Origin of the sequence: Candidatus Pantoea soli (assembly GCF_007833795.1) — a bacterium.
GTDB lineage: Bacteria > Pseudomonadota > Gammaproteobacteria > Enterobacterales > Enterobacteriaceae > Pantoea > Pantoea soli.
In genome coordinates, this window is record NZ_CP032702.1 from 1,492,710 (window position 1) to 1,505,397 (window position 12,688).

Annotated in this window: 13 protein-coding genes; 11 read left to right on the forward strand and 2 right to left on the reverse strand. The window is 59.7% G+C overall.

Annotation, left to right across the window (positions count from 1 at the left end; genetic code table 11):
- Positions 1-47 precede the first annotated feature (47 nt).
- The 7 genes from fabF to ptsG all read left to right on the forward strand — a co-directional run bounded on the left by fabF (position 48) and on the right by ptsG (position 7,358).
- The gene (fabF, locus tag D8B20_RS06920; protein ID WP_145888179.1) at positions 48-1,289 is read left to right on the forward strand and encodes a beta-ketoacyl-ACP synthase II; all 1,242 of its coding nucleotides are present in this window, start codon (positions 48-50) and stop codon (positions 1,287-1,289) included.
- A 103-nt stretch (positions 1,290-1,392) separates the two neighbouring features.
- Complete coding sequence (gene pabC / locus D8B20_RS06925) at positions 1,393-2,205, forward strand: aminodeoxychorismate lyase (protein ID WP_145890458.1); 813 nt, start codon at positions 1,393-1,395, stop codon at positions 2,203-2,205.
- Positions 2,202-3,221 (forward strand): endolytic transglycosylase MltG, encoded by a 1,020-nt coding sequence (gene mltG / locus D8B20_RS06930; protein WP_145888180.1) that lies wholly within the window; start codon positions 2,202-2,204, stop codon positions 3,219-3,221. Before pabC ends, mltG begins: the two co-directional genes overlap by 4 nt.
- Positions 3,211-3,843: a dTMP kinase gene (gene tmk / locus D8B20_RS06935; protein ID WP_145888181.1), complete on the forward strand. Its 633-nt coding sequence runs from the start codon at positions 3,211-3,213 to the stop codon at positions 3,841-3,843. The genes mltG and tmk overlap by 11 nt, the downstream gene beginning before the upstream one ends.
- Entirely contained in the window at positions 3,843-4,838 is a 996-nt protein-coding gene (gene holB, locus D8B20_RS06940) for a DNA polymerase III subunit delta' (protein WP_145888182.1), read from the forward strand. The genes tmk and holB overlap by 1 nt, the downstream gene beginning before the upstream one ends.
- Before the next feature lie 11 nt (positions 4,839-4,849).
- On the forward strand, positions 4,850-5,641 hold the full coding sequence (locus D8B20_RS06945; protein ID WP_145888183.1) for a metal-dependent hydrolase: 792 nt from the start codon (positions 4,850-4,852) through the stop codon (positions 5,639-5,641).
- A 283-nt stretch (positions 5,642-5,924) separates the two neighbouring features.
- Positions 5,925-7,358, forward strand: coding sequence for a PTS glucose transporter subunit IIBC (gene ptsG / locus D8B20_RS06950; RefSeq protein WP_145888184.1), 1,434 nt, complete (start codon positions 5,925-5,927; stop codon positions 7,356-7,358).
- A 79-nt stretch (positions 7,359-7,437) separates the two neighbouring features.
- Here the strand turns inward: ptsG and bglB are convergent, their stop codons facing one another.
- Positions 7,438-8,577 carry a beta-galactosidase BglB gene (bglB, locus tag D8B20_RS06955; RefSeq protein WP_145888185.1) on the reverse strand — a complete coding sequence of 380 codons (1,140 nt, stop codon included), beginning with the start codon at positions 8,575-8,577 and terminating at the stop codon, positions 7,438-7,440.
- Positions 8,574-10,178, reverse strand: coding sequence for an MFS transporter (locus D8B20_RS06960; protein ID WP_145888186.1), 1,605 nt, complete (start codon positions 10,176-10,178; stop codon positions 8,574-8,576). Before D8B20_RS06960 ends, bglB begins: the two co-directional genes overlap by 4 nt.
- A gap of 351 nt (positions 10,179-10,529) precedes the next feature.
- Between D8B20_RS06960 and hinT the strand changes: the two genes are divergently transcribed.
- From hinT to thiK, 4 genes are read left to right on the forward strand one after another with little or no spacing between them, the layout of a single operon-like run.
- Positions 10,530-10,880, forward strand: a complete 351-nt coding sequence (gene hinT / locus D8B20_RS06965) for a purine nucleoside phosphoramidase (RefSeq protein WP_145888187.1) — start codon at positions 10,530-10,532, stop codon at positions 10,878-10,880.
- Between the two features lie 18 nt (positions 10,881-10,898).
- Positions 10,899-11,264 (forward strand): YcfL family putative periplasmic lipoprotein, encoded by a 366-nt coding sequence (locus tag D8B20_RS06970; RefSeq protein WP_145888188.1) that lies wholly within the window; start codon positions 10,899-10,901, stop codon positions 11,262-11,264.
- 10 nt (positions 11,265-11,274) lie between these two features.
- Positions 11,275-11,871, forward strand: coding sequence for a penicillin-binding protein activator LpoB (gene lpoB / locus D8B20_RS06975; RefSeq protein WP_145888189.1), 597 nt, complete (start codon positions 11,275-11,277; stop codon positions 11,869-11,871).
- Entirely contained in the window at positions 11,852-12,673 is an 822-nt protein-coding gene (thiK, locus tag D8B20_RS06980; protein ID WP_186454410.1) for a thiamine kinase, read from the forward strand. The genes lpoB and thiK overlap by 20 nt, the downstream gene beginning before the upstream one ends.
- Positions 12,674-12,688 lie beyond the last annotated feature (15 nt).

Consider the following 12,688-nt stretch of genomic DNA (forward strand, 5'->3'; position numbering starts at 1 on the left):
ATGTTTGCCCCACATAGCTTCATTATTTCCCTCCCTGGAGGACGAACGTGTCTAAGCGTCGTGTAGTTGTGACCGGTCTTGGCATGTTGTCTCCTGTCGGCAATACCGTAGAGTCTACCTGGAGTGCTCTCCTTGCCGGTCAGAGCGGCATTAACCTGATCGACCATTTTGATACCAGTGCCTATGCAACGCGTTTTGCAGGTCTGGTAAAAGATTTTAATTGCGATGAATACATCTCGCGCAAAGATCAGCGCAAGATGGATGACTTCATCCAATACGGCATTGTGGCTGGTATTCAGGCTATGGCGGACTCCGGTCTGGTCGTAACCGATGAAAATGCCGGTCGCATTGGTGCGGCTATTGGTTCGGGTATCGGCGGTCTGGGTTTGATCGAAGATAACCACACCTCGCTGGTAAACGGCGGTCCGCGTAAAATCAGCCCGTTCTTTGTGCCTTCGACCATCGTCAACATGGTGGCAGGTCACCTGACCATCATGTACGGCCTGAAAGGTCCAAGCATCTCGATTGCAACGGCCTGTACCTCAGGCGTGCATAACATCGGTCATGCTGCCCGCATCATCGCTTATAACGATGCGGACGTAATGCTGGCCGGTGGCGCAGAAAAAGCCAGTACGCCGCTGGGCGTGGGCGGCTTCGGCGCAGCACGTGCCCTGTCAACCCGCAACGATAACCCGCAGGCGGCAAGCCGTCCGTGGGACAAAGATCGCGACGGGTTTGTGCTGGGTGACGGTGCTGGTATCGTTGTGCTCGAAGAGTATGAACACGCGAAAAAACGTGGCGCGAAGATCTACGCAGAAATCGTTGGTTTCGGCATGAGCAGCGACGCTTACCACATGACGTCACCTCCGGAAGATGGCGCCGGCGCCGCCGCAGCGATGGTAAATGCGCTGCGCGATGCACAGCTTGATCCGGCGCAGATCGGTTATGTCAACGCGCATGGCACCTCGACGCCTGCCGGTGACAAAGCGGAAGCGCAGGCGGTGAAATCGGTGTTCGGTGCCGCGGCACAGAGCGTAATGGTCAGCTCGACCAAATCGATGACCGGCCACCTGTTAGGGGCGGCAGGCGCGGTTGAAGCGATCTATTCGATTCTGGCGCTGCGCGATCAGGCGATTCCACCGACCATCAACCTCGACAATCCTGACGAAGGTTGCGATCTGGACTTCGTGCCGCACACGGCGCGCCAGGTCACGGGTCTCGAATACACCCTGTGTAACTCCTTTGGTTTCGGCGGCACCAACGGCTCGCTGATTTTCCGTAAGGTTTAAGCGCTACCCAGCCGAACAGAGGCCCGCAATGCGGGCCTTTTTTCTATGCAGCCCCACCACGGCGGCTGTCACAACAGTTTCCACCAGCAAAGAGGGCGTGAGCATGTGGATTAACGGCATGGCGCAGACCACCCTGTCAGCCAGCGATCGGGCGGTGCAGTTCGGTGATGGCTGCTTTACCACCGCGGCGGTGCGTCACGGCACGGTGCAGCTGCTGGACGCCCACCTTCACCGTCTGCAAACCGGCTGCGCGCGGCTGCAGATACCCGCCGCCGACTGGCAGCAGCTGGCAGATGAAATGCGCGCCGCCGCCGCCGGGCAGGCGCAGGCGGTGCTGAAAGTGATCCTCACGCCCGGCCCCGGCGGACGTGGCTACAGCCGCGCCGGCTGCACCACGCCAACGCGTATTCTCTCGCTTGCGCCCTGGCCTGCGCATTACGCTGCGCTGCAGCAGCAGGGCGCACGGCTGATCACCAGCGACGTGCGGCTGGCACGCAATCCCCTGCTGGCGGGGTTAAAGCACCTTAACCGGCTGGAGCAGGTGCTGATCCGGCAGCAGGTGGATAGCTGCGGCGCCGACGAAGCGCTGGTGCTTGACACTGCCGGGACGGTGGTGGAATGCTGTGCGGCTAATTTATTCTGGCGCAACGGCAGCACGATTTTTACGCCGCGTCTTGAGCAGGCGGGTGTCGATGGCATAATGCGCCGTTATCTGATGGCGCAACTGGCAGCGCAAGGCCAGGCTTGTCAGCTGACAGACGGCAGCAGGGAAGCGGTACTGAACGCCGATGAAGTGGTGATCTGTAATGCTCTGATGCCGGTATTACCCGTGCGGCAGATTGACGATGTCCGGTTCCACGCACGAACGCTGTACCAGCAACTGTTGCACAGTTGCACGAAAATGGAAGCATCATGACCCGAATAAAAAAACTTGTCGCCACTGCGGTGGTGCTTGCCGGCCTCGCGGCCGCTTTGAGCTATTGGCAGATTAAACGTTTTGCCGATACGCCATTAACCCTTAGCCAGGAAACGCTGTATACCCTGCCTGCAGGCAGCGGTCGGGTGGTGCTGGAAGCGCAGCTGGAAAGCCAGCACATCATTCCGTCAGGCATCTGGTTTGGCCCGCTGCTGAAGCTGGAACCCGATCTGGCACAGTTTAAAGCCGGTACCTACCGCCTGGAGCCGGGCATGACCGTGCGGCAGCTGCTGCAGCTGCTGGCCAGTGGCAAAGAGGCGCAGTTCCCGGTGCGCTTTGTAGAGGGGTCGCGCCTGAAAGAGTGGCTGGCCGAACTGCGCAAAGCCCCTTATCTGAAGCACACGCTGGCCGACGATCAGTTTGCCACCGTAGCTGCTGCGCTGAAGCTGGACGCCAGCCAGCTTGAAGGCAGCTTCTATCCGGATACCTATCTCTATACCGCCAATACCACCGATGTGGCGCTGCTGGAGCGGGCTCATCAGCGTATGGAGAAGCTGGTGCAAGAGATCTGGCAGGGCCGGATGGAGAACCTGCCGTATAAGACGCCGCAGGATATGGTCACCATGGCGTCAATTATTGAAAAAGAGACCGGCGTCAGCGAGGAGCGCGCGCGCGTCGCCTCGGTGTTTATCAACCGTCTGCGCACCGGCATGAAGCTACAAACCGACCCGACGGTGATTTACGGCATGGGTGATAGCTACACCGGCACACTGACGCGCAAAGATCTGGAAACACCGACCGCCTACAATACCTATACGCTGAGCGGTATGCCGCCGGGGCCGATTGCGATGCCTGGCCGTGCCTCACTGGAAGCGGCCGCGCATCCGGAAAAAACCAACTACCTCTATTTTGTTGCCGATGGCAAAGGCGGCCATACCTTTACCACCAATCTGGCCAGCCACAACAAAGCGGTACAGGCTTACCGGCTGGCGCTGAAGGAAAAAAATGAAAAGTAAGTTTATCGTCATAGAGGGGCTGGAAGGCGCCGGAAAAACCACAGCGCGTGACGCGGTGGTCGCGGTACTGCACGAGCAGGGCATTCATGACGTGGTCTTTACCCGTGAACCGGGGGGAACACCGCTGGCTGAACAGCTGCGCGTGCTGGTCAAGCAGGGCATTGACGGCGAGCAGGTGAGCGATAAAGCAGAGCTGCTGATGCTGTACGCCGCCCGCGTGCAGCTGGTGGAAAATGTCATCAAACCTGCGCTGGCGCGCGGTGCCTGGGTGGTGGGCGATCGTCACGATCTCTCGTCGCAGGCTTACCAGGGTGGCGGGCGCGGCCTGGATGCGGCGCTGATGCGTACCCTGCGTGATGCGGTGCTGGGCGACTTTCGCCCGGATTTGACGCTCTATCTCGATGTGACGCCGGAAATCGGTTTGCAGCGTGCCCGGGCGCGCGGCGCGCTGGATCGCATTGAGCAGGAATCCCTGCGGTTCTTTGAGCGCACCCGCGCGCGCTACCTTGCGCTGGCCGCTGCCGACCCATCAATTATCACCATTGATGCCACGCAGAGCATTGGTGACGTGACGTTGTCACTTAAAGCCGCGTTGCAGCAGTGGCTGGCAGGTCAGGCGTAATGAACTGGTATCCCTGGCTTAATCAGCCTTACCGGCAAATCATCGCCCGTCATCAGCAGGGGCAGGCGCACCATGCGCTGCTGCTCCAGGCGATAAACGGCATGGGGGATGATGCACTGGTGTGGGGTGTCAGCCGCTGGCTGATGTGCCAGCAGCCGGTTGGGCTGAAAAGCTGCGGCGTATGCCATGGCTGCCAGCTGATGCAGGCCGCGACCCATCCGGACTGGTACCGGCTGGAAGCAGAGAAAGGCAAGGCCTCGCTGGGCATTGACGCGGTGCGGGATGTCAGCGAGAAGCTTTATCACTTTGCCCAGCAGGGCGGGGCGAAGATTGTCTGGCTGCCCGATGCCACGCAGCTGACCGAAGCGGCAGCCAATGCGCTGCTGAAAACGCTGGAAGAGCCGCCTGCCAACTGCTGGTTCTTTCTCAGCGTGCAGGAGCCGTCGCGGCTGCTGGCCACGCTGCGCAGCCGCTGCCTGCGCTGGCATCTCGCGCCGCCGGAAGAGGGCCAGAGTCTGCAATGGCTGCAGCGTCAGCAGCCGCAGCCGGAGGCGATGTTGCGTGCGGCGCTGCGGCTGAGCAATGGCGCACCGGCCGCTGCGCTGGCGCTGCTGCAGCCGGATCGCTGGCAGGCACGGCAAACGCTGTGCGAAACGCTGCAGGTCGCTCTGCAGGGCGATGTGCTGCAGCTGCTACCCGCGCTGAACAGTGATGACGTGGCGGACCGGCTGAGCTGGCTGATTGCGCTGCTGGTTGATGCGATGAAGCTGCATCAGGGGGCCGCGAACTGGCTGAGTAATGCCGATCGCCCGGATGTGGTGGCGCAGCTGGCTCAGCAGTTTAACAGCAGCGCGCTGGCGGAAAGTACGCAGCAGTGGATTCTGTGTCGTGAACAGCTGCTGCACGTCGCTTCCCTGAACCGTGAACTTATTCTGACCGACCGTCTGCTGGCCTGGGGGCGTCTGCTCTCACCGGCGGCGGGCGGCGAAGCGTAAAAGAGAAAAGTATGTTTATTGTCGATTCCCACTGCCATCTTGATGGCCTCGATTATGAAAAACAGCACCGCGATCTGGATGATGTCATCGCCAAAGCCGCGGCGCGCGACGTAAAATTTATGCTGGCAATCGCCACCACGCTGCCGGATTACCACCGGATCAAAGCGCTGACCGGCGACCGCGAAAATATTGCGCTGGCCTGCGGCGTTCATCCGCTGAATCAGGAAACGCCTTACGATATTGAGGAGTTCCGTCGCCTGGCGGCAGAAGAACGTGTGGTCGCGCTGGGCGAAACCGGGCTGGATTATTTCTATCAGCAGGAGACCAAAGCGCAGCAGCAGGCGTCGTTCCGTGAGCACATCCGCACCGGCATTGCGCTTAACAAACCGATCATCGTCCACACGCGTGATGCGCGCGACGATACGCTGGCGATTCTGCGCGAAGAGCAGGTTGAGAAGTGCGGTGGCGTGCTGCACTGCTTTACCGAAGATAAAGAGACGGCGGCGAAACTGCTGGATCTGGGCTTTTACATTTCGTTTTCCGGCATCGTTACCTTCCGCAATGCAGAGCAGATTCGCGATGCCGCGCGCTATGTGCCGCTGGATCGCATGCTGGTAGAGACCGATTCGCCTTATCTGGCACCGGTGCCGCACCGCGGCAAAGAGAACCAGCCTGCGTTTACCCGTGACGTGGCGGATTATCTGGCGGTGCTGAAAGGTGTGGACATTGAGACGCTGGCTGCGGCAACCACGGAAAACTTCTCCCGTCTGTTCCATATCCCGATGAGCCGGCTGGGTGGCTGACGGGTTTTATTTCAAACTCTGTAATTAATCTGCAACACCCTTCCTGTACTGCGCCTGACCGGGCGCAGGCAGTTTTTTTTGCTGTTTATACCAGCAAGTCAGTCAGAAATAACTGAAAGCAAAGCGGAATGATTGGCGAAACGTGATAGCCGTCAAAGTAACGCACCGCCATTTATTTTACCCTTCGTAATAAATCAATAGACGTTTAACGTCACCCCGGTAAAGGATCCTCCCCCTTTGCCATGCGCACTGCGCAAAAATGCACTCATACTCAGGAGCTTCTATGTTCAAGAACGCATTTGCGAACCTGCAGAAAGTAGGTAAATCGCTGATGTTGCCGGTATCGGTTCTGCCGATTGCCGGTATTTTGTTAGGTGTTGGTTCCGCTAACTTTAGCTGGTTGCCGGAAGTCGTGTCGCACGTCATGGCAGAAGCGGGCGGGTCGGTGTTTGCCAACATGCCGCTGATTTTCGCCATCGGCGTGGCGCTGGGCTTTACCAACAACGACGGCGTATCTGCACTTGCCGCCGTCGTGGCTTACGGGATCATGGTGAAAACGCTGGCAGTGGTTGCGCCACTGGTGCTGCATTTACCGGCTGCGGAGATCGAGGCCAAGCATCTGGCCGATACCGGGGTGCTGGGCGGCATTATCGCCGGTGCCATTGCCGCGTACATGTTTAACCGCTTCTACCGTATCAAATTGCCGGAGTATCTGGGCTTTTTTGCCGGCAAGCGTTTTGTGCCGATTATCTCCGGCCTGACCGCGATCTTCACCGGTGTCATTCTGGCCTTCATCTGGCCACCTATCGGTACCGCGATTCAGGACTTCTCACAGTGGGCCGCCTACCAGAACCCGGTGGTCGCCTTTGGTATCTACGGCGTGGTAGAGCGTGCGCTGGTACCGTTCGGCCTGCATCATATCTGGAACGTTCCCTTCCAGATGCAGATTGGTGAATTTACCAACGCCGCGGGTCAGGTGTTCCACGGTGATATTCCCCGTTACATGGCGGGTGACCCAACAGCAGGTAAACTCTCCGGCGGCTTCCTGTTCAAAATGTACGGCCTGCCTGCTGCCGCCATTGCCATCTGGCACTCGGCTAAACCGGAAAACCGTGCCAAAGTCGGCGGGATCATGATCTCCGCGGCGCTGACCTCGTTCCTGACCGGTATCACCGAGCCGATCGAGTTCTCTTTCATGTTCGTGGCGCCAATCCTGTACGTGATTCACGCGATTCTGGCGGGCCTGGCTTTCCCTATCTGTATTCTGCTGGGAATGCGTGACGGCACCAGCTTCTCGCACGGTCTGATTGACTTCATCGTGCTGAGCGGTAACAGCAGCAAAATCTGGCTGTTCCCGGTGGTCGGGATCATTTACGGTCTGATTTACTACACTGTGTTCCGCGTGCTGATTGCTAAGCTGAACCTGAAAACCCCTGGCCGTGAAGACACGGCGATTGAGCAGAGCAGTGCAACCGGCAGCGAAATGGCCGGCAAGCTGGTGACGGCGTTTGGCGGTAAAGAAAACATCACCAACCTTGATGCCTGTATCACCCGTCTGCGCGTCAGCGTCGCGGATGTGGCGAAGGTGGATCAGGCAGAGCTGAAAAACCTCGGCGCCCGTGGCGTGGTGGTAGCGGGCTCCGGCGTGCAGGCCATTTTTGGCACCAAGTCGGATAACCTGAAAACCGAAATGGATGACTATATCCGCAGTATGTAATGGATAAAGGCAGCCTGGCCGCTTCCGCGCACTTCCGCGTGGACGCCACTGAAAAGGCCCCGTATGGGGCCTTTTTTTATTACAGATAGACTCGCAGATACTCCGTCAGGCACAGCAGGGCCATCGCCTGGCCATAAGGCATCGACGTCAGCGGCACGTTGCGGTAGTAGTCGAGATCGCTGCCCATCGCGGTGCCAAAGGACACCTGTTTCAGTTCGCCTTGCGCATCAATGTGTGCGATGACCCCACGCAGGGCGTTTTCGGCCATCGGCAGGCAGGTGGCTGGCAGATAGCGTCTGCGCACGGCTTTCAGGATGCCATAGGCGAAACCGGCGGTCGCCGAGGCTTCAGGATAACTGTGCGGGTCGTCAAGCAGCGTATGCCACAATCCGCTCTCATGCTGGCAGCCTGCCAGCGCGTTAACCTGACTCTCCAGCACCTGCTGCAAAAAACGGCGCGTCGCGTGCTGCGGCGGCCAGTTCATCATGTCGAGAAAATCGGGGATAGCGATCGTCAGCCAGCTATTGCCGCGCGCCCAGCGCGCCCCGGCAAAGTGATGACGGCCGTCAAAGGTCCAGCCGTGAAACCACAGGCCGGTCTCTCGATCCATCAGATACTGCGTGTGCAGTAAGAACTGGAAGCTGGCTTCTTCAACAAACTCCGGCCGCGCCAGCAGCTGGCCAATTTTTGCCAGCGCCAGAACGCTCATCATCAGCGTGTCATCCCACAGCTGCTGGTGATTTTCATTGTTGTAGACAATGTGCTGCAGGCCACCCTGTTCGGTGCGCGGCATGTCATACATCACCCATTCCGCCCAGCGCTCCAGCACCGGACGCCAGGCGGGATTACCCGTCTCTTCATAGCGCCACGCCAGCGTCAGAAACGGGCAGACGGTGTTCACATTCTTGGTCGGCACGCCTTCTGCCAGGCGCGCGCTGAACCAGTCATCAATGATCTGCCGCGTCACGGCGTCGCCGGTCTGCTGATAATAATGCAGCATGCCGTACAACCCGATGCCGTGCGTCCATTCCCAGCCGGCCCAGCCTTTGGTATCTATGACGCGGCCATCATCAAGATGCAGCAGAAATTCACCGCCGGGATCGGTGATATTCACCAGGTTATCGCGCACGCGGTGAATCAGCTGCAGCAGTTCGCTGCGCGGCAGCAGATACGCAGGCTGGCGCAGCAGCGCGCTGTGTTTTACAGGGTGGAGGATCATGATTTGTTCCTATCGTTGATCAGGGCAGGGAAAGGCGTGGCCGGAGGCGGCGAAGCCGGCAGCGGGGGCGCAGCAGGCTTATGGCGGTTGAGAAAACCGATATTGTTATTGCCCCACAGGTTTTCATAGCGCAGGCCGGCCAGCGATTCGACAATGGCGCGCGCCTGTGGCGTAATCTGCTCAGGCAGCGGCCGGCCGGCGGCGCGCATCTTCAGCGCCTCTGCATGCAGCACCGTATGCGTATGCAGATTCAGGGTAAAACGCAGGGAAATCAGAAAACCGCAGGCCAGCACGCCGAGCGTGCCCGCGCTCAGGATCAGCAGAATCGTGTGGCTGACCGCCGGCAACTGGCTGCTCTGGCCTGGGGTAAAGCCGGCCAGCTGCAGCACAATCCCCACCAGCATCACCGCACCCGCCTGTGAGGCTTTGCGTGTCAGCGTCATCACCCCGGCAAAGATGCCTTCGCGACGCTGGCCGGTGATCACCTCATCCACGTCGGCAATGTAGGTGTAAATATTCCACGGCACATAATTGATGCCGCCGCGTCCCACGCCCGCACAGGCGGAAATCACCAGCAGCAGCGCAATGTCTGCGCCGCGGCCGCTCATGCCCAGCCCGGTATACGCCAGCACGCTGAGCGCGAACAGCACCACCACCACGCGATAAGCCGGCGCCGGCCCGAAGCGGATACAAAGCGGGATCATCACCATCACGGCCAGAAACTGCAGCACCGCCATGGTACCCAGCAGGGTGGAGGCTATCTGCGCACTCTGCATCAGCACAAACACCACATACCAGGTGAACACCGCATTAAAAATATCCTGCGCGATATAGCCGCCCAGATACATACCGAGGTGCTGACGAAATATACGCACCCGCAGCGTGGAAGCCAGCTCGACATACAGCCGCTGCAGGTGCCGGCGCAGCGTCAGCGACGCATGCGCGGGGTCGGTATGGCGGGATTGCGCCGTCAGGGTGCTGGCATCGCGTTCCCAGGTAACGCGCCACACCAGCCACAGCACCAGCGCGCAGATCGCGGAAAACACCAGGCTGGCATAGAAAAAGGAGACCGGATTGTCTTTGCCGAACGCTCCCAGCAGCAGGCCGGGCAGAAACGCCGCCAGAATGCTGGAAAGCTGGGCCAGTGCAATACGCGCGCCGGAAAAGCGTGTTTTATGTTTGAAGTCATCGGTCATTTCCGGCACCAGCGTTTCATAAGGCACCAGAATCATGGTGTAAACCACATCGAAAAACAGGTACGTCAGCAGATACCACCAGAAGCCCATGTCGCTGAACCACATCAGGCTGTAGCTGAACACCGCCGGAATGCCCAGCAGGATAAAGAACCTGCGCCGGCCGAAGCGCTTGCCCAGCCAGGTTGCGCCAAAGTTGTCGGTCAGAAAGCCCATCAGCGGACTGACCACCGCATCCAGCACGCGGGCGGCGGCAAAGATAAAGGTCGCCTGGAGGGGCGACAACCCGCAAAAGGTGGTGTAGAAGTAGAGCAGCCAGGCCGCGGTGAGCGCGGTGGTGCCGGCACCGAGAAAATCGCCGGCACCGTATGCCAGATAATGGCCCAGCCCGATATTGCGCGTTTTCATGGCAAATTCTCCTGAAACGTGGACGATCCTTCCCTCATCACACCGGACGCCATGCCCGGATACATCCGAAAGTAGGGCGCGGCCTGGCGGGAAACCTTCGCAATAGCGCAACGTTTTTGTCATTCATGGCAAAAACGCAAAGAAAATGGCGCGATATCTCTAATTTATAAAACAGCGTTTCATTTTTATGGGGTTACACGGCGGCGGCTGGCGCGCGTCTGCGCCCGCCGGCGGCAGGAAAAACGGCGCAAAGGCAGCCAGTCAATGCAAGAAAAGTGGTGCTGAGGTTGAAAGAAATGGAATTCCTCACGCATACTGCCTGACTGAACTCCAGGCTTAAGGAAATGCACCATGGCTGAAGAAACCATTTTCAGTAAAATCATCCGTCGCGAAATTCCCGCCGACGTGGTTTATCAGGACGAACTGGTTACCGCCTTCCGCGATATCGCGCCTAAAGCGCCCACCCATATTCTGATTGTTCCCAATGTGTTAATTCCGACCGCCAATGACGTTCAGGCCGCGCACGAGCAGGCGCTGGGCCGGATGATCACCGTAGCGGCGAAAATTGCCCGGGATGAAGGCATTGCTGAAGATGGCTATCGCCTGATCATGAACTGCAACCGTCACGGCGGGCAGGAAGTTTATCACATCCATATGCACCTGGTCGGCGGACAGCCACTGGGCCCGATGCTGGCAATTTAACTTCAGGCGGAGCGCGCGATGCGTCAATGGTGCTGTGCTGTACTGTTGCTGGGCCTTGCGGGCTGCAGCAGTGATAAACCGATGATCAATACCTCGCAGTCGCTGGTGATGGAATCATCCGTCCTGTCGGCCGGGATCATTACCGACGAGCCGACGCTGGCCAGCCGCGATGCGCAGATGCGGGCGTCGAGCGTGCTCTATAATCAACGTGAAACGCCGGTTACCGTGCACTACCGTTTTTACTGGTACGATGAAAAGGGACTGGAACTGGAGCCGGAAGAACCGGCGCAGACGCAAACCGTGCCGGCGCATACCAGCGTAGAAGTGGCGTCGCAAATCGGCAATCTGACCGCCAGCAAGGTGCGTCTCTATCTTTATCTGTAAGGAGTAACCTGTGATTCGCAGTGTACAACGTTCCGGCGCGCTGTTATTTGCGCTGATGCTCACCGGTTGTGTGATTAAACAGCAAACCCCGGCGCCGGTTGAACCGACGCAGCCCACCACGCCCACGCAACCCGAGCAGCCGCCCGCGCAGCCAGCGCCGCCGCCGCAGACCGTGCCGCAGCCGCCGAAACTGAAAACCATCAACTGGAGTGCCAGCGTACAGCCGCTGGTGGCCAATATGGTGCAGTCCGCCGGCGTAAACCCGGGCAGCGTACTGCTGGTAGACCGTATCAAAAACAGCACCAATGGCGCGCTGCAGATTGAAAAGGCGACCAGCGCTATCGAAAGCGCGCTGGCGAATAACGGCAAATTCAGCCTGGTCTCTGCCGATCAGCTGAACCAGGCGAAGCAGACGCTGGGCCTGTCGCCGGAGGACAGCCTTAACTCCCGCAGCAAAGCCATCGGCCTGGCGCGCATTGTCAACGCGCAGTACGTGCTCTACAGCACGGCGCAGGGCGATGTCAAAGCGCCGACCCTGCAGATGCAGCTGATGCTGGTACAGACCGGCGAGATTATCTGGTCGGGTAATGGTGTTGCACAACCCTGATCCCCTGCTGCTGCAACGGATTCAGCAACAATGGCCGACGGCGCAAGCTGCCGGTCATTTTTTCGCGCTGCCGGGGCTAAGCGGCCAGAGCGTGCGGGTGCAGTGCGGTGCCCGGCAGCTGCTGGCGCGGCGCGCGCCAGAACAGCCGATTCCTTTTGTTGATCGCCAGCGCGAGTTCCGCCTGCTGCGCAAGCTGTGCCAGGCGGATCTGGGTCCGCAGCCGCTGAGCTGGCAGGCGCCCTGGCTGCTGCAGAGCTGGCTGCCGGGTGATGCGCTGACGCCAGCCCGCTTCAGCGCGCAGCGCACCGAGGTCATTGCGCTGCTGGCGCGGCTGCATCAGCAGCCGCTGACCGGCTACCGGCTGCAGCTGGCCCCGCTGCTGCAGCGCTACTGGCAACTCTGCCGGCAGCGGCATCTGCGCTGGCAGCAGCGCTTAACGCGCCTGCTGCAGCGTGGTGAGCCGCAGCCGCTGCGCCTGGCGCCGCTGCATATGGATGTGCATGCCGGCAATGTGATTGCCACGCCGGCGGGCCTGCGTCTGATTGACTGGGAGTATGCCGCGGACGGCGATGTCGCGCTGGAGCTGGCCGCTGTCTGTACCGCTGACGGCGGCGATCGGCACGCGTGGATCGCCGGCTACGCCACACGTGCACGGCTGCAGGAAGCACAGCTGGCGCAGCAGATCGGGCGCTGGCAGCCGTGGCTGCAGCTGCTGATGGCCAGCTGGTATCAGCTGCGCGCCGAACAGAGCCAGGATGACACTTTGCAACGGCTGGCGCAGGCCAGCTGGCAGGACCTTTAATTCAGGAACCGAACG

Coding starts and splice junctions, on each gene's coding strand:
- pabC (WP_145890458.1), top strand. CDS start 1,393: ATGTGGATTAACGGCATGGCGCAGACCACCCTGTCAGCCAGCGATCGG.
- mltG (WP_145888180.1), top strand. CDS start 2,202: ATGACCCGAATAAAAAAACTTGTCGCCACTGCGGTGGTGCTTGCCGGC.
- tmk (WP_145888181.1), top strand. CDS start 3,211: ATGAAAAGTAAGTTTATCGTCATAGAGGGGCTGGAAGGCGCCGGAAAA.
- holB (WP_145888182.1), top strand. CDS start 3,843: ATGAACTGGTATCCCTGGCTTAATCAGCCTTACCGGCAAATCATCGCC.
- D8B20_RS06945 (WP_145888183.1), top strand. CDS start 4,850: ATGTTTATTGTCGATTCCCACTGCCATCTTGATGGCCTCGATTATGAA.
- ptsG (WP_145888184.1), top strand. CDS start 5,925: ATGTTCAAGAACGCATTTGCGAACCTGCAGAAAGTAGGTAAATCGCTG.
- bglB (WP_145888185.1), bottom strand. CDS start 8,577: ATGATCCTCCACCCTGTAAAACACAGCGCGCTGCTGCGCCAGCCTGCG.
- D8B20_RS06960 (WP_145888186.1), bottom strand. CDS start 10,178: ATGAAAACGCGCAATATCGGGCTGGGCCATTATCTGGCATACGGTGCC.
- hinT (WP_145888187.1), top strand. CDS start 10,530: ATGGCTGAAGAAACCATTTTCAGTAAAATCATCCGTCGCGAAATTCCC.
- D8B20_RS06970 (WP_145888188.1), top strand. CDS start 10,899: ATGCGTCAATGGTGCTGTGCTGTACTGTTGCTGGGCCTTGCGGGCTGC.
- thiK (WP_186454410.1), top strand. CDS start 11,852: ATGGTGTTGCACAACCCTGATCCCCTGCTGCTGCAACGGATTCAGCAA.